This is a genomic window from Streptomyces sp. NPDC053367, assembly GCF_044545925.1.
GTDB lineage: Bacteria > Actinomycetota > Actinomycetes > Streptomycetales > Streptomycetaceae > Streptomyces.
On record NZ_JBITYN010000004.1, the window covers coordinates 573,993 to 592,560 of the forward strand.

Consider the following 18,568-nt stretch of genomic DNA (forward strand, 5'->3'; position numbering starts at 1 on the left):
GCTCGCCCATGGACGCGGACGCCATCGTCGTCGGAGCCGGTCTCGCCGGACTGGTCGCGGCACACGAACTCACCAGCCGGGGCCGCCGGGTCGCCCTGGTCGACCAGGAGAACGCCGCCAATCTCGGCGGGCAGGCCTACTGGTCCCTCGGCGGCCTCTTCCTCGTCGACTCCCCGGAACAGCGGCGACTGAAGGTCAAGGACTCCTTCGACCTCGCCTGGAACGACTGGCAGGGCAGCGCGCGGTTCGACCGCACCGACGACGAGGACTCCTGGGGGGTGCGCTGGGCCCGCGCCTACGTCGAGTGGGCGGCGGGCGAGAAGCGCTCCTGGCTCGACCGGCACGGCATCAAGCTGCTGCCGACCGTCGGCTGGGCCGAGCGCGGCGACCTGCGCGCCGACGGCCACGGCAACTCCGTGCCCCGCTTCCACATCGCCTGGGGCACGGGTACGGGTGTGGTCGAGCCGTTCGTCGCGTACGCCGAGCAGGCCGCGCGCGACGGGCTGCTCACCTTCCACCACCGCCACCGCGTCGACGAGTTGGTGATCGAGGACGGCACCGCCCGTGGCGTGCGCGGCACGCTCCTCGCCCCCGACGACTCACCGCGCGGTGTCGCCTCCAGCCGGGAGGCCGTCGGCGCGTTCGAACTGACCGCGCAGGCCGTGATCGTCACCTCCGGCGGCATCGGCGCCAATCACGACATGGTCCGCCGCTACTGGCCCGAGCGGCTCGGCACCCCGCCCGCCGAGATGGTCACCGGCGTCCCCGCCTACGTCGACGGCCGCATGCTCGACATCAGCGCCGACGCCGGTGTCCGCCTGGTCAACCGCGACCGCATGTGGCACTACACCGAGGGCCTGCGGAACTGGAACCCCGTCTGGCCCGGCCACGGCATCCGCATCCTGCCCGGCCCGTCCTCGCTGTGGTTCGACGCCCTCGGCCGCCGCCTGCCCGACCCCTGCCTGCCGGGCTACGACACCCTCTCCACCCTCGGACACCTGCGCACCACCGAGGACATCGCCGGCTACGACCACTCCTGGTTCGTCCTCACCCGCAAGATCATCGAGAAGGAGTTCGCGCTCTCCGGCTCCGAGCAGAACCCGGACATCACCGCCAAGGACAAGCGGGCCGTGCTGCGCGCCCGCCTCCTCGGCAAGGGCGCCCCGGGCCCGGTGCAGGACTTCGTGCGCCACGGTGCCGACTTCGTGGTCGCCGACACCCTGGAGCAACTCGTCGAGAAGATGAACGCCCTGACGGAGAAGGCGCTGCTGGACGCCGACGCCCTGCGCCGTCAGATCGAGGCCCGCGACCTCCAGCTGGCCGGGCCCTACAGCAAGGACGCCCAGGTCCAGGGCATCCACAACGCCCGCCGCTACATCGGCGACCGCCTCGGCCGTGTCGCCGCCCCGCACCGGATCCTCGACCCCGAGGCCGGCCCGCTGATCGCCGTCAAGCTGCACGTCCTCACCCGCAAGACCCTCGGCGGCATCCAGACCGACCTCGACTCCCGCGCCCTCGGCCTCGACGGCCGGCCCATCGAGGGCCTGTACGCCGCCGGAGAGGTCGCCGGCTTCGGCGGCGGCGGCGTGCACGGATACAACGCCCTGGAGGGGACGTTCCTGGGAGGCTGCCTGTTCTCGGGCCGCGCCGCGGGCCGGGCGGCGGCGGACCGGACGGGCTGAGGACGGGCTGAGGGCGGGCTGAGGGCGGCCGGTCGCCGCAGGACCCGGACGGTCCCGCACTTGGGCGGATGCGGGCCGGCCCGCACCGGGCCGAACCCGGACGCCCCATGTCAACGGCCCGCCGGGTCAGACCTGTTCGAGGAGCCGGACCAGCACCGCCACATGGCTGTGCTCCGGCTCCTTGGACGCCGTCAGCAGCGTCACCGGGCCCTTGGCCGCCGACTCGCGTACGCCGTCCAGGAGTTCGGCCGCATCGGGTGTGGCCAGCTCCGCCTCGTAGCGGCGGGCGAACTCCTCGTACGAGCCCTCGCCCGCGTGGTACCAGCGGCGCAGCTCGGTGGACGGGGTCAGGTCCTTCGGCCACTCGTCGACCCGGGCCGCGTCCTTGGACACGCCCCGCGGCCAGAGCCGGTCGACCAGGACACGCACGCCGTCGTCCGGCTCGGGGGGTTCGTAGACACGGCGTACGCGCACGCTCACGGTGGACCCTCCTCGGCCGACGGCTGCTGTCCGGAGCGTAACCCGGCCGGCCCGCGGCCGTTGCGGCTCACTCGGCCGACCGGGTGCCGCTCACGCCTCTCGACGCTCTGCCGCGCGACGGCGGCGCAGCAGATGCCGTCGCTCGTTCTCGCTGGTTCCACCCCAGACCCCCATGCCCTGCGCCGTGTCCAGCGCGAACTCCAGGCAGGCCTCCCGCACGGGGCACCCGCCGCACACGGCCTTGGCCTGCTCCGTCTGCAACAGCGCGGGCCCCGAACTGCCTATGGGGAAAAAGAGATCGGGGTCGTGGTGTCGGCACTCGGCACGCTCTCGCCAGTGGTCCATCGGTGTCACCGCACTCCTCCATACCCTCCCGAATGCACTTACTCGGCTTCGGGTGACCTGTCGGCGGTGGGCGAAACCGGAATTTCGGGCGAGCCCGCCGGATCGGCCCGGAACGAGACCCAGGTCACACTCGCCGATGTCACAACGCGCGGGGGCCGTCTCGTCCCAGGGGTGTAGCCACCGGACAACGGCAGAGGAGACCTCCCGATGGAACCCCGTATCGACGCCCGTGCCAGCAAGGTCGCCATGAACGTCGTCAAGCACCTGGTCGCGGCGGACAAGGTGCTCCACGACTCGGCCCTTCCCGCCGCCACGCAGGAGTTGGTGAAGATCCGGGCCAGCCAGGTCAACGGCTGCGGTTTCTGCCTCGACATGCACGTCAAGGACGCCGCGGCCGCCGGGGAGGACCCGGTGCGGCTCGCCATGGTCGCCGCCTGGCGGGAGGCCACCGTCTTCACCGACGCCGAGCGCGCCGCCCTGGAACTCACCGAGCAGGGCACGCGCCTCGCCGACGCGGCAGGCGGTGTCCCCGACGAGGTCTGGGCGGACGCCGCCAAGCACTACGACGACGACCAGCTCGCCGCCCTCGTCTCCCTGATCGCGCTCATCAACGCCTTCAACCGGATGAACGTCATGATCCAGACCCCCGCCGGCAACTACCAGCCGGGTCAGTTCGGCTGAATTGGGGGCCCCTGGCGCAGTGCCCGGCCCGCCTCCTGGGCCACCGCCTCCGCGAGCGCGGCCAGCGCGGGTGAGTCGAGCTTCCACTGCTGCCAGTACAGCGGCGCGTCCACCGGCCGCTCCGGGGCCAGTTGGGCCAGGCGGCCGGTGTCGAGCAGGGGGTGGGCCTGGGCCTCCGGGAGGAGGCCCCAGCCGAGGCCGGCCGCGACGGCCTCGGCGAAGCCCTCCGAGGTGGGGACGTAGTGGCGGGCCGGGTTCGCGGGCGTGCCGGTCAGACGGCGTACGAAGCCGTCCTGGAAGTCGTCGCGCCTGTCGAAGACCACGACCGGGGCCTTGGGCAGCACCTCGGCGAGGGGGCCGGCCAGGTGGCGGGCGGCGAAGTCCGGGTTCGCCACGGCCAGATAGCGCATCCGGCCGAGACCGCGCACCGTGCAGCCCGGCACCGGGTCGGGGGAGGAGGTCACCGCGGCCATGACCAGCCCTTCGCGCAGCAGCGCGGCGGTGTGGTCCTCGTCCTCGCGGTGCAGCTCGAAGCAGAGCCCGGGGTCCTGCCCCACGCGGGTGAGGGCGGGCAGGAACCAGGTGGCGAGGGAGTCGGCGTTGACCGCCACCGACACCCGGGTCGCCTCCCCGGCCCCGCGCATGCCCAGCTCGGCGCGCGCGTCCCGCTCCAGCCGGGCGAGCTGGCGGGCGAAGCGGACCACCACCTCGCCCGACTCCGTGGGCCGTACCGGCTTGGTGCGCAGCAGCAGCACCCGGCCGGTGCGCTGCTCCAGCGCCTTCACCCGCTGACTGACCGCGGACGGCGTGACGTGCAGCGCGGCGGCGGCCGCGTCGAAGGTGCCCTCGTCCACCACGGCGAGCAGCGTGCGCACCTGGTCGAGGGGGAGTTCCGGCATCCCGGCCACTGTCTTCATGACAGCTAAAGATACGTAAGAATCTTTAGCTGTACGGCCGGTGATCGCTTCTTTAACGTCGACGTCATGAGCAACGCACTGTCCGCCGCCGCCGCGGGTTTCGGCACCGGCCTCTCCCTCATCGTCGCCATCGGCGCGCAGAACGCCTTCGTCCTGCGCCAGGGCATCCGCCGGCACGCCGTCCTCGCCGTCGTCGGCATCTGCGCCCTGTCGGACGCCCTGCTGATCACGCTGGGCGTGGCCGGGGTCGGCGCGGTGGTGGTGACGTGGCCGGGCGCGCTGACCGCGGTCGGCTGGATCGGCGGAGCGTTCCTGATCGCCTACGGTGTCCTCGCCGCCCGCCGGGTGCTGCGGCCGCAGGGCGCGCTGAGCACCGAGGGGGAGAGCGCGGGCTCACTGCGCCGCGCGGTGCTCACCTGCCTGGCGATGACCTGGCTGAACCCGCACGTCTACCTCGACACGGTGTTCCTGCTCGGCTCCATCGCCGCCGACCGCGGCCCGCTGCGCTGGACGTTCGGGCTCGGCGCCGCGCTGGCCAGCCTGTGCTGGTTCGCCGCGCTCGGCTTCGGCGCCCGGCTGCTCGGCCGCCCGCTCGCCCGGCCCGGCGCCTGGCGGGTCCTGGACGGTCTGGTCGCCGCCACGATGATCACCCTGGGGGTGCTGCTGATCGTAGGCAATTGACCGCTAGACGACGCCCCGGCGGTGGAGCGCGTACTGCTCCATGAGCTTGTTGCGGGTGGCCTCGAGCCGGTGGGCGAGGATCTCGGACACGATCCGCACCAGGGTCAGCCCGAGCTGCGGGTCCTCCTCGCACAGCGCGAGCACGGGCTGCGCCTGGAACTCGTAGGCCCTGACGGGGCTGAAGGCCTCCGCGCCGAAGTCCCACCGGTAGGGCGGGAAGAGCCAGGACCAGCCGAGCAGGTCGCCCGCGCCCAGGCTGGCCACGGTCACCCGCTGCAGTGACGTCACCCGCTGGTCGAGGGAGACCGCGCCCGAGCGGATGACCCAGAACCGGTCGGCCGTGCCGCCCGCCTCGAAGATGCGGGCGTCCTCCGGGAAGGACACCTCCCGGGCGAGCGTCATCAGCCGCTCGCGCTGCGGCGGGGGGAGGGCGGAGAGCAGTTTCGTCGCTTTGGTCATGGCGCGGGGCTCCTGCCGGGAGACGTTCCGGTGTTATCCCTACGCCCATTTCAGCCGCGCTCGGCCGGAAGAGCACCTCGGCGGAACCGGGTTTCCGCGTCAGGGCAGAGAAAAGCCCTGGCCGGACGGGGGAAACCAGCCAGGGCAGTTCATGGGGTGGATCAGGAGGACTCGGTCGTCGACTCCGTGACCACGTATGAATGAACGATAAACCATTCACGGGCGCGTAACCCTCTGGAAACCGGGCGGAGTGACGGATTTCACTTCATGACGCGGATGTGCTCCAGGCTCGGATCGGCCGGGTCCGGGAGGTTCATGCCGGCCGCGAGGCCCGAGCGCAGATATCGCAGCACCGGCTCCGTCAGCCGCTCGCCCGGCAGCACCGCGGGGATCCCCGGCGGATACGGAGTGATCATCTCCGCCGCGACCCGTCCCGCCGCCTCCTTCACCGGCACCGCCTCGGCCGGGCCGAAGAACGCGTCCCGCGGCAGACACGCCTGCGCCAGCCGCAGCCGCGCCGGCTCCGGCACCTCGACGTGCGGCGCCTCGGGCAGCCCCGGCGCGGCGCGCGCGAGGTCCTTGAGCGCCATCACCAGCTCGCCGGTCGTCGCCTCGTCGTCGGCGTGCGTGATCTGCGCGCCGATCCGGCGGTGGTCGGTCAGATGCGCCTCGATCTCACGGTTCTCCCGCAGCCAGTCGGCCGCCTGGTAGCCGGTGATGCCGAGCCCCGACACGTCGATGACACCCGGCAGCGGATCGAGGTCGTCGGCCAGTCCGGGCCCGCAGTACTCCTCCCGGCCGTCCATGCGCAGCCCGTCGATGTCGTCCACCGACTCCCGCACCCGCGCCGCCAGCTCCAGCGCGCGGCCCATCAACTCCCGGCCGCGCAGCATCATCTGACGGCGCCAGCCGTCCATGCCGGCGTAGATCAGCACCGACGGGCTGGTCGTGCCGAGCAGGTCGGCGCGCATCTTCAGCAGCTCGGGCGGCACCAGGTCGCCCTGCAGATGGAAGACCGAGCCCTGCTCGAGGCCGGAGCCCATCTTGTGGATGCTGGTCACGCAGATGTCCGCGCCCGCGTCCATCGCCCAGGACGGCAGATCCGGGTGGAAGGGCAGATGCGCGCCCCACGCCTCGTCCACGATCAGCGGCAGCCCCCGCCGGTGGCACACCTCGGCGATCGCACGCAGATCCGCGCACGCGCCGTACGGCGTCGGGCTCGTCACCAGCGCGCCCTTGGCGTCCGGCCGGCGCTCCAGGGCCTTCTCGAACTGCTCCGCGGACGGCGGGTGCGCCACATGCCGCTCGGCGTCCCAGCGGGGCTCCACCCACACCGGCTCGATGCCGGACAGGATCAGGCCCGACACCACCGACTTGTGCGCGTCCCGCCCGATCAGCAGCGCCTCGTGCGGCCCTGCCACGGCCAGCATGGCCGCCTTCACGGACAGGGAGCTGCCGCAGGTCGTGAAGAACGTGTGGTCCGCGTGCACGGCGTCGGCCATCAGCTCCTCGGCCCGTTCCAGCACCCGGCCCCGGGTCAGCCGGTCGTCCAGCCCGCCCGACGCCAGGACGTCCCCGAGGAACACCGCGTCCCCCAGCACCGCCCGGACGGCGGGATCGGCGCCATGGGCCTGCTTGTGCCCCGGCGGGGCGAACGCCAGCCTGCCTGATCGGTGGTAGTCGGCGAGAGCTTCCAGAACCGGTGCCTGCGTGTGATCGGCTGTCATGCACATCGGGTTCCCGGAGGCGCCGGGGACATTCGGGGCCAAAAGGGGGTGCACGGACAGCGCACCCGGTCAGTCCACCCGGTCAGTCCACCCGGTCCGGCACGGGGGCGTCCCGCCGGGCCGCCGGGGTGCCGCACCTCGGCGGCCCCCCGGACGGCGGCCCCGTCAAGGCGCCCCCGTACTCCCGGCCGGCTCGCCCGTTGTGTCCACCGGGTGGCTGCCCGGCCTCAGGATCTCGTCCAGAACCCGCAGCACCACCTCGTACGCCACCCCGCGCATCTCCGCCTCCCGTGCCGCGCCCGGATCGTGCGAGCGCAGCTCCTCACCGCGCGCCTGCCAGGTGCGCAGCTCCCGCAGCGCACCGTCCCTGCTCCGCTGCATCCGTCGCAGCAGTTCGTCAGCGTCCACGACATCGCTCATACGGGGCGGGTACCCGGCTCCGGCTCCGTTCCTCAGCTCTGTCCGGGGTCACCTTGTGCGCCGGCTCCGCCTTCCACGTGGGCCCGCACCTCGTCCGGCGTCAGGTAGGAGTCGGTGTACTCGAAGTCCTTCAGCTTGGCCGGCTTGCGGGCCTGGAAGCCGGTGCGCACGAAATCGTCGCCGGCGACCGCGTTGAGCATCCAGTTGGTCAGCACCCGGGTCTTGGCGACGTTGGTGCGCAGCGCGCCCCAGTGGTAGCCGCGGGCCACCGCCTGGGCGGGCAGTCCGCGCAGCTCGATGCCGAGCGGCTTGGACACGGCGTCCTTGCCGCCGAGGTCGACCACCAGGCCGAGGTCCTTGTGCACGTACGGCTGGAGCGGCTCGCCGCGCAGGGTCGCGATGACGTTCTCGGCGACCTTGCGGCCCTGCCGCTGGGCGTGCTGCGCGGTCGGCGGGCACACCGCGCCCTCCTCGCCCTTGGCGATGTCCGGCACCGCGGCCGCGTCGCCGAGCGCGAAGACGCCGTCGTGGCCCGGCAGGGTCATCTCGGCGGTCACCGCGAGGCGCCCGCGCACCGTCTCCGCGCCGAGGGTGGCGATGAGCGGGCTGGCCACCACGCCCGCGGTCCAGATCAGCGTGCGGGTCGGCACCACCCGGCCGTCGGTGAAGGTGACCTCCTCCGGTCCGGCCTTGTCGATGGAGACGCCGAGGGACACCTCGACGCCGCGCCGCTGGAGGACCTCCATGGCGCTGCGGCCGAGCTTCTCGCCCAGCTCCGGCATCAGCTTCGGCGCGATGTCGATGAGGTGCCACTTGATCAGGCTCGGGTCCAGGCGCGGGTAGCGCCTGACCGCGGCGTGCGTCAGCTTCTGCAGGCACGCGGCCGTCTCCGTACCGGCGTAACCGCCGCCGACCACCACGAACTGCAGCCGGGAGGCCCGCTCGGCGGGGTCCTGGCTGGCGTCGGCGAGATCCAGCTGGGAGATGACGTGGTCACGGATGTACGCGGCCTCGGCGAGGGTCTTCAGACCGAACGCGTGGTCGGTGAGGCCGGGGATGTCGAAGGTGCGGGTGACGCTGCCGGGGGCCAGGACGATGTAGTCGTACGGCTCGTTCACCACCTCGTCGGTGATCGTGCGGATCACGCACACCTTGGCCTTCAGGTCCACGCCGATCGCCCCGCCGGGGATGATCCGGGTGCGGTACTTCTTGCTGCGGCGCAGCGACAGGGCGATCGACTGCGGCGTCAGCACGCCGGAGGCGACCTGAGGCAGCAGCGGCAGGTAGAGCTGGTAGGCGAACGGCGTCACCAGGGTGACGTCCGCTTCGTCCGGGGCGAGCCTGCGCTCCAGTCGCCGTACGCACTCCACGCCGGCGAAGCCTGCGCCCACCACCAGGATCCTGGGTCGTGTCACGGTGTCCATCCCTTTCCGCGCTTCCAGGCGGTCTTTCCGCTGACGCCATGCGCCTGCCCCTGGATCGCTGCCTCGCACCTCACTGATCCCACCGTGTCCCGGGCGGGCTCGCCAGCCGAGTGAGGCAGGCTGGCGAATCCGCGGGGCACCAGCATGCAACGCATGGGGCGTCCGCGTACCCGATCAACGTGATCTCGTGCGGACTTTCCACGAGTCGATCACTCATGCCCTCCGCGGGCGCCCCTTCACCCGTGCCCCGTGAGCGCGCGGGTGGCCTCCCGCTGGATGTGCGCCGAGCGGCGCAGGAAGTCGAGGATCACGGCGAGCTCCGCGTCCGAGCCCGGGCCCCGGCCCGCCTGGCCCGGCGCCTCGGCCTCGGCAGGGCGCGCGAGGTCACCCTGCCCGCGGTCTGAGGGCTGTCCGGGCCCGCTCAACGGAACACGTCGTCCGTCTCGTCCCAGGCGAGCGGGTCCTCGGGCGCGGGCACCCGCGGCAGGGGAGTGCGCGCCTGGTACATCGCGTCGATCTCCAGGGCGTAGCGCTGCACTATCGCGTCCCGCCGCAGCTTCATCGACGGTGTCAGCAGCCCGCCCGCCACGTCGAAGGGCTCCGGCAGCACCCGGAACACCCGGATGGACTCCTCGCGCGAGACCGCGCTGTTGGCCGCGGCCACCGCACGCCCCACCTCGTCCTGCAGCGCGTTCTCCTCCCGGGCCTCCCGGCTGAGCGCACCGCTCTGCCAGCGCTGCGCCGAGCGCCAGTGCGCCAGGAACTCCGGGTCCAGGGTGATCAGCGCCCCGACACAGGGCCGGTTGTCGCCCACGACGACCGCCTGGTGCACCAGCGGATGCAGCCGCAGCCGCTGCTCCAGCAGGGCCGGGGCCACGCTGGTGCCGCCGCTGGTGATGATGACGTCCTTCTTGCGGCCGGTGATCGTCAGATACCCCTCGGAGTCCAGCCGCCCGAGGTCGCCGGTGGCCAGCCACCCGCCCCGCAGCGCCGCCCGGGTTGCGGCCTCGTCGCCCACGTACCCCTGGAACACCGACGGGCCGCGCACCAGGATCTCGCCGTCCGGGGCCACCCTGATCTCGGTGCCGGGCAGCGGCCGCCCGACGGTGCCCGACTTCTCCCGGCCCAGCGGCTGCATGGTGATGCCGCCGCCGGTCTCCGTGAGGCCGTAGCCGTCGTGGACGTAGATACCGATGCCCTCGTAGAACAGGGACAGTTCACGGCTGAGCGGTGAGCCGCCCGACGTGGCCCGCTGCACCCGGCCGCCGAGCGCCTGGCGCAGCCGCCGGTACACCGTGCGTTCGTACAGGGCGTGCTGGAGCCTGAGGTTCGGTCCGGGCCCCGGGCCGCGGCCCAGCCGGTGGCGCTCGGTGGCCGCGGCGAACGCCCGCGCGGTCTCCGCGGCGCGTTCGAACAGGGCCCCGTGGCCCGCCTGCTGGGCCGTCCGCAGGAACGTCTTGTACAGCTTCTCGAACAGCGAGGGCACGCCGTAGAAGTAGGTGGGCCTGAAGGAGCGCAGCGCCGCGGTCAGGGATGTCTCGCTCAGGTCGGGCTCATGGCCCATGAGCACACCGCCGCGCAGGCAGATCTCCTGGATCATCAGGCCGTACACGTGCGACAGCGGCAGGAAGGCGAGGATCCTCGGCTGCTGCCCCGGCGGCGCCGCGGTGTGGCCCCAGCCCGCCAGGATCGTGTCGCACGGGCTCGCCAGCGCCCGGTGGCTCAGCGCGCACCCGGTGGGCCGGCCGGCGCTGCCCGAGGTGTAGGCGACGACGGCGGTGGCGTCGGGCAGCACGATCCGGCGCAGCGAGTCGACCGTCGTGGCCGGGATGAACGCACCCCGCTCCACCAGCCGCTCCAGCCCCCCGGCGTCCAGCTGCCACACATGCCGCAGCCGGGGCAGCGCCGTGCACACCGAGCCGACGGTCATCACGGCGGGCTCGTCCTCGACGACCACCGCCACACACCCGGCGTCCCGCAGGATCCACTCCACCTGATCGCGCGACGACGACGGATGCACCGGCACCACCTCGGCGCCCACCGCCCACAGGGCGTGCGCGAACAGCGTCCACTCGTAGCGGGTGCGGGCCATCACCGCGACCCGGCTGCCCGGAGTGACGCCCGAGGCCACGAGCCCCTTGGCGAGGTCGACCACCTGGTCCCGCAGCTCTGCCGCGGTCACCTCCTCCCAGCCCCCGCCGGCCGCGGCCGTACGGCGCGCCACCAACGGCAGCGCGGGACTGTGGGCGGCCGCCTCGAAGACGCTGTCGGCGAGCCCGCCGGGCGGCAGCGGGCGGAAGGACGGAGCGAGAGCGAGGTCGCGCATGCGCTGCTCCTGGTCGGTACGGGCTGTGACGGCGCCGACGAGCACTGTTATCGACGGTGGTCGAATGTAGCCCAGGAGCGGGCGCGAGGGGCCGGGAACGGAATAACGGTTCGGCTCTGATGATCTCGCGCTGAAGGGGGACTCGGAGCACATGACCCACATCAGTCCCGACCCAGAACCCGAGCGCAGCACCGGCCTGGAACCGGGCGGCGGCGTCCCCCCGGGGGAGACCCCGCCCGCCGAGAGCAGCATGCCCGAGGCAGGGCCCCGCGAGACGCACAACCCCACCAAGGGCTGGGGCAAGGCGCCCCTGGCCATCATCCTGGTGGTGGTCGTGCTGATCGCGGCGTTCTTCCTGGCCTACGCCCTGACGCTGCTGCTGTGATCAAGGGCCGTCCACCGGCCCCCGCGCGCGCCGGACCTCACTCCTGGGTCCGGCGCACACACCCCGTGACCACGTCCCTGAGGCTTCCGGTCTTCTCCAGCAGGGCCCGCTGCACCTGCGCGCCGGTGCCGTCCCGCAGCAGCCGGTCGCACGCCTCCCGGGCGTGCGCCAGATCCCCGCTGTCCTCGAGCGCCTCGCCGACGTGCTCGAGCAGCGCCGCCACGACCTCCGCCGCCGGGGCGGGCCGCAGGGTCGCCGGATGCAGCAGCTGGTCGGTGAGCCCGAAGCGCGCGGCCCGCCAGTTCGCCAGCCGCAGCAGGCTCACGCTCCGGGGCGCCGCCGGCACACCCGCACGCCACTCGCGGGCCGCCGTCTCCACAAGCCCCCGCGCCAGCATCGCGAGGAGCACCGCCGAGTCCGCCCGCAGACACACGTCGGCGATCCGGAACTCCACGGTCGGATAGCGCTCCGAGAGCCGGACGTCGAAGTACACCATCGCCTCGTCGAGGATGACCCCCGTCGCCACCATGTCGGCCACCCTGCGGTGGTACTCCTCGGGCGACCCGAACAGCTCCGTCGGGCCCGCCGACGGCCACTGCCCCCACACCCGGCTGCGGTAGCTGCTGTACCCGGTGTCGCGTCCCTGCCAGAACGGCGAGTTGGCGCTCAGCGCGGAGAGCACCGACAGCCACGGCCGCACCCGGTCGGCGACCGCGACGCCCTCCTCGTCGGACTCCACGCACACATGGACATGGCAGCCGCACACCAGCTGCCGCGAGGTGATGTCGTACTGCTCGGCCATCCACTGGTAGCGGGGGTTCACTCCCACGCTGGGGGTCAGCGGCAGCGGGGACGTGGCGAGCGCGGCCACCGCACAGCCGAGGCCGCCGGCGTGGCGGGCGGCCTCCTTGCGGCAGCGCACGATCTCCTCCCGCAGGTCGCCCATGTCCTCCTGCGGGTGGGTGGCGAACTCCACCATCTGGTCGTGCAGTTCCTTCTCGAAGACCTGCTCGCCGGTGACGTCCGCCGCGGCGCGTGCCAGCACCGCGGCCGACATCGCCCGCGGGTCCCCGCTCTCGGGGTCCACCAGGAGGAGTTCCTCCTCCACTCCGACGGTGCGCAAACTACAGCCTCCCGGGTCAGGTGATAGGCACCCGAATGCCCCGTCGGAGCCGCTTCACACCGTGTACGGCCGCAGCCACACCGTCGCCAGCGGAGGCAGCGTCATCCGGATCCGCCCGTCCTCGGGCTTCACCGGCTCCGGCGCGACGACCCCGGAGCCGCCGTAGCGCAGGTCGTCGGTGTTCAGGACCTCCTGCCAGGCGACCACGTCGTCAGGCACCCACAGCTCGTAGTCGTGCCGGACCACGGGGGAGAAGTTGCTCACCGACAGCAGCGGGTCGCCGGCCGCGCCGAAGCGCAGGAACGCGAAGACGTTGTCGTCGGCGGCGTCGCCCACCACCCACCGGAACCCGGCCGGGTCGGTGTCCCGCTCCCACAGCGCGGGCGCCGACCGGTACACGGCGTTGAGATCACGCACCAGATCGCGTACGCCGCGATGGTCCGGCTCGGCCGAGTAGCCCGGGTCGAGCAGCCACCAGTGCGGGCCCTCCGGCTCGGACCACTCCGCGCCCTGGGCGAACTCCTGGCCCATGAACAGCAGCTGCTTGCCCGGGTGGGCCCACATGTAGCCCAGATAGGCGCGGTGGTTGGCGCGCTGCTGCCACCAGTCGCCCGGCATCTTGGACACCAGGGCCTGCTTGCCGTGGACGACCTCGTCGTGGGAGATCGGCAGGACGTAGTTCTCGCTGTAGGCGTACACCATCGAGAAGGTCATCTCGTTGTGGTGGTACTTGCGGTGCACCGGCTCCTTCTGGATGTACTCCAGCGAGTCGTGCATCCAGCCCATGTTCCACTTCAGCCCGAACCCGAGCCCGCCGGCGTCCGTCGGCCGCGTCACCCCCGTCCACGCCGTCGACTCCTCGGCGATGGTCACGACCCCGGGCACCCGCCGGTACACGGTCGCGTTCATCTCCTGCAGGAACGCCTTCGCGTCCAGGTCCTCGTTGCCGCCGAAGGCGTTCGGCGCCCACTGGCCGTCCTCGCGCGAGTAGTCCAGGTACAGCATCGAGGCGACCGCGTCGACGCGCAGCCCGTCGATGTGGAACTCCTCGCACCAGTACACGGCGTTCGCCACCAGGAAGTTGCGCACCTCGGTCCGGCCGAAGTCGAACTCGAAGGTCCCCCAGTCCGGGTGCTCGGCCCGGCGCGCGTCCCCGGGCTCGTACAGCGGGTCCCCGTCGAAGCGGGCCAGCGCCCAGTCGTCCTTCGGGAAGTGCGCCGGCACCCAGTCCATGATCACGCCGATGCCCGCCCGGTGGAGCGAGTCGATCAGGAACTTGAGGTCGTCCGGGGAGCCCAGCCGGGCCGTCGGCGCGTAGAAGCCGGTCACCTGGTAGCCCCACGAGCCGCTGAAGGGGTGATGGGCGACCGGCATGAACTCCACGTGCGTGAAGCCCAGCTCCTTCACATAGGCGGGCAGCTCCTCGGCGAGCCGGCGGTAGGTCGACCCCGGCCGCCAGGACGGCAGATGCACCTCGTACACCGAGAACGGCGCCTCGTGCACGGGCCTGTCACCCCGGTGCGCCAGCCACTCCGCGTCGCCCCACTCGTAGTGCGAGGCGTGCACGATCGACGCCGTGTCCGGCGCCGCCTCCGCGCACCGGGCCATCGGGTCGGCCTTGAGGAAGCGGTGGCCGTAGCGGGAGGTGATCTCGAACTTGTAGCGGGTGCCCTCGCCGACGCCCGGCAGGAACAGCTCCCACACCCCGGACGCGCCCAGCGAGCGCATCGGGAACGCCGTGCCGTCCCAGTAGGTGAAGTCGGCGGCCAGCCGCACGCCCTGGGCGTTGGGCGCCCACACCGTGAACCGGGTGCCGGCCACGCCCTGGTGCGTCATCGGCTCGGCACCGAGCGCCTTCCACAGCTGCTCGTGCCGGCCCTCCCGGATCAGATGCAGGTCCAGCTCGCCGAGCGCGGGCAGGAAACGGTACGGGTCGTGCACCTCCTGCCCCGGACCGTCGTCCCCGTACGCCACCAGCAGGGTGTACTCGGGGACCGACTTCAGCGGCAGCACGGCCGAGAACAGGCCGTCGCCCTCGGAAACGAGCGGATGCCGCTTGCCGCCCGTCACCACGCTCACGGCTCGGGCGAACGGCCGCAGCGCCCTGAAGGCGACCCCGCCCGGCACCCGATGGGCGCCGAGCAGCGCGTGCGGATCATGGTGGGCGCCCGACAGCAGGCGCGCACGGTCACCCGGGTCCAGGGCCGGCGCGGCCCGGCCCGCCTTCTTCGGCGGGGCGGACGGCTCGGGCAGCGACGAGTCACGCAGGGCCACGGCTCTCAGTCTCCTCTCACGGCCAGACGTTCGATCGCCGCCATCGGGACGGCGAGCCAGTCCGGACGATGCCGGGCCTCGTACACCACTTCGTACACGGCACGGTCGGTCTCGTACGCACGCAGCAGCGCGTGCTTCTTGCGCGGGTCCCAGCCGGCCCGCTCGGCATAGCCCGCGCAGTACGCCTCGCGGCAGCGACGCGCCCACTGCGGCCGCCAGGGGCGGCGCTGACGGGCGGCGTAGTCGAAGGAGCGCAGCATCCCGGCGATGTCCCGCACCGGGGACTCCGGGACGCAGCGCTCGGCCAGCGGACGCGACGGCTCGCCCTCGAAGTCGATGACGAACCACTCCCGCCCCGCCCGCAGCACCTGACCCAGATGCAGGTCACCGTGGATGCGCTGGGCCGAGGGCCCGGCGTCGCACGTGACGAGCATGCCGAACGCCCCCCGCAGGCCGGGCAGATACGGCCGCAGCCCCGGCACGCTGTGCGCGGCCGCGTCCAGCCGTTCCGCCATCGCCGCCGCGGTGCGCCCGTTGTCGGTGGGCGGACCGCCCGGGAAGGCCTTGGCCAGCGCCACGTGCACATCCGCCGTGGCCCGCCCCAGCGCGTGCGCCTCTGACGTGAAGTCGTCGCCGGTGGCGAGGGCGTGCAGGGCGAGGGTCCAGCCGTCGGCCGCGTTCGGCAGGAACGGCTGGAGCACACCCAGCGTCGCCCCGTGCGGCTGCGTCGTACGGAACCACGCCACCGGCGCGGGCACCCGGCTGCACCCCTGACCGGCGAGCGCGCTCGTCACCTCCAGGTCCGGATTCACGCCCGGCTGGATGCGCCGGAAGACCTTGAGGATGTACGAGTCCCCGTACACCAGCGAGGTGTTGGACTGCTCGGCGTCCATCAGCCGAGGCGGCAGCCCGGACGGCACGGTGACCGTCGGGTCCGTCTCGAAGCGCAGCGGGCCCAGGCTGCCGGGCCGGCGCAGCCGCTCCAGGAGCAGCTGGGCCGACCGGGGGTCGCGCAGCGCGTCGTAGACCGCCATCCCGGCCAGCGGGCCCTCCTGCGCACGGCCCACCAGCGCCCGGCCGAGGCGGGGCGACAGATGCTCCTGCACACCGAGGATCAGCTGGTAGCAGTCACCGGGCGGGGTCGCCGCGCCGGGCGCGGGCACACCCGCGTGCCCGGACGGGCTCGGCGCGTGCCCGGCGTGCACCAGCAGGTGCAGACAGCCGGGGAACAGCTCGGTCAGCGACAGCAGACGCAGTTCGGTGACCGGCCGGTCCTTGCCCGCGAACCAGCGCTGCCGCGGAAGCCACTCGCGCAGCAGGCCGTCCAGCGAGGCCATGGGCCGGGTGGGGCCGGTACTGTCCCGGTGCAGGGATGCGGTCTTCGGCATGGCGTCGCGTCCTTTCCTCGGAGCACGCTCACAGTCGCCGGCCGATGCGGGAAGCGACTCGGGTGAGCCGGAACCAGTAGAAGCCGTGGCCCCCCAGCGTCAGCAGATACGGCAGTTCGCCGATCGCGGGGAACCGCACCCCGCCGAACAGCTCCACCGGATGGCGGCCGGCGAACTCGCGCAGATCCAGCTCGGTCGGCTGGGCGAACCGCGCGAAGTTGCTCACGCACAGCACCAGGTCGTCCTCGTACTCGCGCAGGAAGGCCAGCACGGCCGGGTTCGACGACTGGAGCTCGGTGAAACTGCCCAGCCCGAAGGCGGGGTTCTGCTTGCGGATCTCGATCATCCGGCGGGTCCAGTGCAGCAGCGACGACGGCGACGCCATCGACGCCTCCACGTTGGTCACCTGATGGCCGTAGACCGGGTCCATGATGATCGGCAGGTTGAGCCGTCCGGGGTCGCAGGTCGAGAAGCCCGCGTTGCGGTCCGGGGTCCACTGCATCGGCGTCCGTACGGCGTCCCGGTCGCCGAGCCAGATGTTGTCGCCCATGCCGATCTCGTCGCCGTAGTACAGGATCGGCGAGCCCGGCAGCGACAGCAGCAGCGCGGTGAACAGCTCGATGGTGTGCCGGTCGTTGTCCAGCAGCGGGGCGAGCCGGCGGCGGATGCCGATGTTGGCCCGCATCCGCGGGTCCTTGGCGTACTCCGCGTACATGTAGTCGCGTTCTTCGTCGGTGACCATCTCGAGCGTGAGCTCGTCGTGGTTGCGCAGGAAGATGCCCCACTGGCAGCCCGAGGGGATCGCCGGGGTCTTGGCGAGGATCTCGGAGACCGGGTAGCGGGACTCACGGCGTACGGCCATGAAGATGCGCGGCATCACCGGGAAGTGGAACGCCATGTGGCACTCGTCGCCGCCCGAGCGGTAGTCGCCGAAGTAGTCGACGACGTCCTCCGGCCACTGGTTGGCCTCCGCCAGCAGCACCGTGTCGGGGTACATGGCGTCGATCTCGCGCCGGACGCGCTTGAGGAACTCGTGCGTTGCCGGAAGGTTTTCGCAGTTGGTGCCGTCCTCGGCGTACAGGTAGGGCACGGCGTCGAGCCGGAAGCCGTCGATGCCGAGGTCCAGCCAGAAGCGGAGGGCGGCGAGGATCTCCTCCTGGACGGCCGGGTTCTCGTAGTTGAGGTCCGGCTGGTGGGAGAAGAACCGGTGGAAGAAGTACTGCCCCCGCACGGGATCGAAGGTCCAGTTGGAGACCTCGGTGTCGACGAAGATGATGCGGGCGTCCTGGTACTGCTTGTCGTCGTCGGCCCACATGTAGTAGTCGCCGTAGGGCCCGTCGGGGTCCTTCCTCGACTCCTGGAACCACGGGTGCTGGTCGCTGGTGTGGTTCATGACGAAGTCGATGATGACCCGCATGCCGCGCTGGTGGGCGGCGTCCACGAACTCCACGAAGTCGGCCAGGTCACCGAACTCCGGCAGTACGGCGGTGTAGTCGGAGACGTCGTAGCCCCCGTCGCGGAGGGGGGACTGGAAGAACGGGGGCAGCCAGAGGCAGTCGACGCCGAGCCACTGCAGATAGTCGAGCTTGGCGGTCAGGCCCTTCAGGTCGCCGACGCCGTCGCCGTTGCTGTCCTGGAAGGAACGCACCAGGACCTCGTAGAAGACCGCGCGCTTGAACCAGTCGGGATCCCGGTCCTTGGCCGGGGTGTCCTCGAAGGTGTCATGGACAGGCGAGTTCACGGTCATGACGCGGTGGACCCTCCGTGGTGCGGCGTCGACGGGCGGACGTGGAGCACATGAGCCGGTGACCGGCCGGGCTCCAGGCGCACGTAGTTGGAGCTGTCCCAGTGATAGGTCTCACCGGTCAGTTCATCGCGCGCCGAGAAGGATGCGTGCCGGTCCAGACCAAGATGCGCCATGTCCAACGAGACCGTGGCCTCCTGGGTGTGGTGCGGGTCCAGGTTCGCCACCACGATCACCGTATTGGAGTCAGAACGCTTGCTGTACGCGATGACGGCGTCGTTGTCCGTGGCGTGGAAACGCAGGTTGCGGAGCTGCCGGAGCGCCGGGTTGTCCCTGCGGATCTCGTTGAGGCGGGTGATGAGGGGGGCGATGGTGTCGGCGGTGTCCCAGTCGCGGGGGCGCAGCTGGTACTTCTCCGAGTCGAGGTACTCCTCGCTGCCCTCGCGCACGGGGGTGTTCTCGCACAGTTCGTAGCCGGAGTAGATGCCCCAGGCGGGGGAGAGGGTGGCGGC

18 protein-coding genes are annotated in these 18,568 nt (G+C 72.1%); 4 read left to right on the forward strand and 14 right to left on the reverse strand.

The window, feature by feature from the left end; translation table 11 throughout:
- Nucleotides 1-8: 8 nt before the first annotated feature.
- On the forward strand, nucleotides 9-1,682 hold the full coding sequence (locus ACIGXJ_RS15285; protein WP_399644795.1) for an FAD-binding dehydrogenase: 1,674 nt from the start codon (nucleotides 9-11) through the stop codon (nucleotides 1,680-1,682).
- A 126-nt stretch (nucleotides 1,683-1,808) separates the two neighbouring features.
- Here the strand turns inward: ACIGXJ_RS15285 and ACIGXJ_RS15290 are convergent, their stop codons facing one another.
- On the reverse strand, nucleotides 1,809-2,162 hold the full coding sequence (locus ACIGXJ_RS15290; RefSeq protein ID WP_399644797.1) for a DUF488 domain-containing protein: 354 nt from the start codon (nucleotides 2,160-2,162) through the stop codon (nucleotides 1,809-1,811).
- A gap of 90 nt (nucleotides 2,163-2,252) precedes the next feature.
- Nucleotides 2,253-2,507, reverse strand: coding sequence for a WhiB family transcriptional regulator (locus ACIGXJ_RS15295; RefSeq protein ID WP_399644798.1), 255 nt, complete (start codon nucleotides 2,505-2,507; stop codon nucleotides 2,253-2,255).
- 207 nt (nucleotides 2,508-2,714) lie between these two features.
- Here ACIGXJ_RS15295 and ACIGXJ_RS15300 point away from each other — a divergent pair, with 207 nt between their 5' ends.
- Nucleotides 2,715-3,188: a carboxymuconolactone decarboxylase family protein gene (locus ACIGXJ_RS15300; protein WP_399644800.1), complete on the forward strand. Its 474-nt coding sequence runs from the start codon at nucleotides 2,715-2,717 to the stop codon at nucleotides 3,186-3,188.
- On the opposite strand, the gene ACIGXJ_RS15305 is transcribed toward ACIGXJ_RS15300, so the two are convergent.
- Entirely contained in the window at nucleotides 3,176-4,087 is a 912-nt protein-coding gene (locus tag ACIGXJ_RS15305; RefSeq protein ID WP_399644871.1) for a LysR family transcriptional regulator ArgP, read from the reverse strand. The genes ACIGXJ_RS15300 and ACIGXJ_RS15305 overlap by 13 nt on opposite strands.
- Before the next feature lie 84 nt (nucleotides 4,088-4,171).
- On the opposite strand from ACIGXJ_RS15305, the gene ACIGXJ_RS15310 reads away from it, so the two are divergent.
- Nucleotides 4,172-4,786 carry a LysE/ArgO family amino acid transporter gene (locus tag ACIGXJ_RS15310; RefSeq protein WP_399644802.1) on the forward strand — a complete coding sequence of 205 codons (615 nt, stop codon included), beginning with the start codon at nucleotides 4,172-4,174 and terminating at the stop codon, nucleotides 4,784-4,786.
- Between the two features lie 3 nt (nucleotides 4,787-4,789).
- Here ACIGXJ_RS15310 and ACIGXJ_RS15315 read toward each other — a convergent pair whose 3' ends face one another.
- The 6 genes from ACIGXJ_RS15315 to ACIGXJ_RS15340 form a co-directional block, all read right to left on the reverse strand.
- Complete coding sequence (locus ACIGXJ_RS15315) at nucleotides 4,790-5,245, reverse strand: cyclic nucleotide-binding domain-containing protein (protein ID WP_399644804.1); 456 nt, start codon at nucleotides 5,243-5,245, stop codon at nucleotides 4,790-4,792.
- 260 nt (nucleotides 5,246-5,505) lie between these two features.
- Nucleotides 5,506-6,972 (reverse strand): aminotransferase class I/II-fold pyridoxal phosphate-dependent enzyme, encoded by a 1,467-nt coding sequence (locus ACIGXJ_RS15320; protein WP_399644806.1) that lies wholly within the window; start codon nucleotides 6,970-6,972, stop codon nucleotides 5,506-5,508.
- Nucleotides 6,973-7,137: 165 nt separating this feature from the next.
- A complete protein-coding gene (locus ACIGXJ_RS15325) occupies nucleotides 7,138-7,392 on the reverse strand; it encodes a hypothetical protein (protein WP_399644808.1) in 255 nt (84 codons plus the stop codon).
- A gap of 32 nt (nucleotides 7,393-7,424) precedes the next feature.
- Complete coding sequence (locus ACIGXJ_RS15330; protein ID WP_399644810.1) at nucleotides 7,425-8,816, reverse strand: NAD(P)/FAD-dependent oxidoreductase; 1,392 nt, start codon at nucleotides 8,814-8,816, stop codon at nucleotides 7,425-7,427.
- A gap of 236 nt (nucleotides 8,817-9,052) precedes the next feature.
- A complete protein-coding gene (locus ACIGXJ_RS15335) occupies nucleotides 9,053-9,241 on the reverse strand; it encodes a hypothetical protein (protein ID WP_399644812.1) in 189 nt (62 codons plus the stop codon).
- The gene (locus ACIGXJ_RS15340; protein ID WP_399644814.1) at nucleotides 9,238-11,142 is read right to left on the reverse strand and encodes an AMP-dependent synthetase/ligase; all 1,905 of its coding nucleotides are present in this window, start codon (nucleotides 11,140-11,142) and stop codon (nucleotides 9,238-9,240) included. Before ACIGXJ_RS15340 ends, ACIGXJ_RS15335 begins: the two co-directional genes overlap by 4 nt.
- A 151-nt stretch (nucleotides 11,143-11,293) precedes the next feature.
- Here ACIGXJ_RS15340 and ACIGXJ_RS15345 point away from each other — a divergent pair, with 151 nt between their 5' ends.
- On the forward strand, nucleotides 11,294-11,527 hold the full coding sequence (locus tag ACIGXJ_RS15345; protein ID WP_399644816.1) for a DUF6480 family protein: 234 nt from the start codon (nucleotides 11,294-11,296) through the stop codon (nucleotides 11,525-11,527).
- Between the two features lie 37 nt (nucleotides 11,528-11,564).
- Here ACIGXJ_RS15345 and ACIGXJ_RS15350 read toward each other — a convergent pair whose 3' ends face one another.
- The 5 genes from ACIGXJ_RS15350 to ACIGXJ_RS15370 all read right to left on the reverse strand — a co-directional run.
- The gene (locus ACIGXJ_RS15350) at nucleotides 11,565-12,650 is read right to left on the reverse strand and encodes a glutamate--cysteine ligase (protein ID WP_399644818.1); all 1,086 of its coding nucleotides are present in this window, start codon (nucleotides 12,648-12,650) and stop codon (nucleotides 11,565-11,567) included.
- 54 nt (nucleotides 12,651-12,704) lie between these two features.
- On the reverse strand, nucleotides 12,705-14,924 hold the full coding sequence (gene glgB / locus ACIGXJ_RS15355) for a 1,4-alpha-glucan branching enzyme (RefSeq protein WP_399644820.1): 2,220 nt from the start codon (nucleotides 14,922-14,924) through the stop codon (nucleotides 12,705-12,707).
- 5 nt (nucleotides 14,925-14,929) lie between these two features.
- Nucleotides 14,930-16,312, reverse strand: coding sequence for a maltokinase (locus ACIGXJ_RS15360; protein ID WP_399644822.1), 1,383 nt, complete (start codon nucleotides 16,310-16,312; stop codon nucleotides 14,930-14,932).
- Between the two features lie 28 nt (nucleotides 16,313-16,340).
- A complete protein-coding gene (gene treS, locus ACIGXJ_RS15365; protein WP_399644824.1) occupies nucleotides 16,341-18,059 on the reverse strand; it encodes a maltose alpha-D-glucosyltransferase in 1,719 nt (572 codons plus the stop codon).
- Nucleotides 18,056-18,568 (reverse strand): DUF3459 domain-containing protein (locus ACIGXJ_RS15370; RefSeq protein WP_399644826.1); only part of this gene is annotated, 513 nt, incomplete at its 5' end. The genes ACIGXJ_RS15370 and treS, both read right to left, overlap by 4 nt.

Bases quoted from the DNA above. Each gene is read 5' to 3' on its own strand.
- ACIGXJ_RS15295 (WP_399644798.1), bottom strand. From the start codon at position 2,507: ATGGACCACTGGCGAGAGCGTGCCGAGTGCCGACACCACGACCCCGAT.
- ACIGXJ_RS15315 (WP_399644804.1), bottom strand. From the start codon at position 5,245: ATGACCAAAGCGACGAAACTGCTCTCCGCCCTCCCCCCGCCGCAGCGC.
- ACIGXJ_RS15360 (WP_399644822.1), bottom strand. From the start codon at position 16,312: ATGCCGAAGACCGCATCCCTGCACCGGGACAGTACCGGCCCCACCCGG.
- ACIGXJ_RS15330 (WP_399644810.1), bottom strand. From the start codon at position 8,816: ATGGACACCGTGACACGACCCAGGATCCTGGTGGTGGGCGCAGGCTTC.
- ACIGXJ_RS15345 (WP_399644816.1), top strand. From the start codon at position 11,294: ATGACCCACATCAGTCCCGACCCAGAACCCGAGCGCAGCACCGGCCTG.
- treS (WP_399644824.1), bottom strand. From the start codon at position 18,059: ATGACCGTGAACTCGCCTGTCCATGACACCTTCGAGGACACCCCGGCC.
- ACIGXJ_RS15285 (WP_399644795.1), top strand. From the start codon at position 9: ATGGACGCGGACGCCATCGTCGTCGGAGCCGGTCTCGCCGGACTGGTC.
- ACIGXJ_RS15305 (WP_399644871.1), bottom strand. From the start codon at position 4,087: ATGCCGGAACTCCCCCTCGACCAGGTGCGCACGCTGCTCGCCGTGGTG.
- ACIGXJ_RS15310 (WP_399644802.1), top strand. From the start codon at position 4,172: ATGAGCAACGCACTGTCCGCCGCCGCCGCGGGTTTCGGCACCGGCCTC.
- ACIGXJ_RS15340 (WP_399644814.1), bottom strand. From the start codon at position 11,142: ATGCGCGACCTCGCTCTCGCTCCGTCCTTCCGCCCGCTGCCGCCCGGC.
- ACIGXJ_RS15320 (WP_399644806.1), bottom strand. From the start codon at position 6,972: ATGACAGCCGATCACACGCAGGCACCGGTTCTGGAAGCTCTCGCCGAC.
- ACIGXJ_RS15325 (WP_399644808.1), bottom strand. From the start codon at position 7,392: ATGAGCGATGTCGTGGACGCTGACGAACTGCTGCGACGGATGCAGCGG.
- ACIGXJ_RS15300 (WP_399644800.1), top strand. From the start codon at position 2,715: ATGGAACCCCGTATCGACGCCCGTGCCAGCAAGGTCGCCATGAACGTC.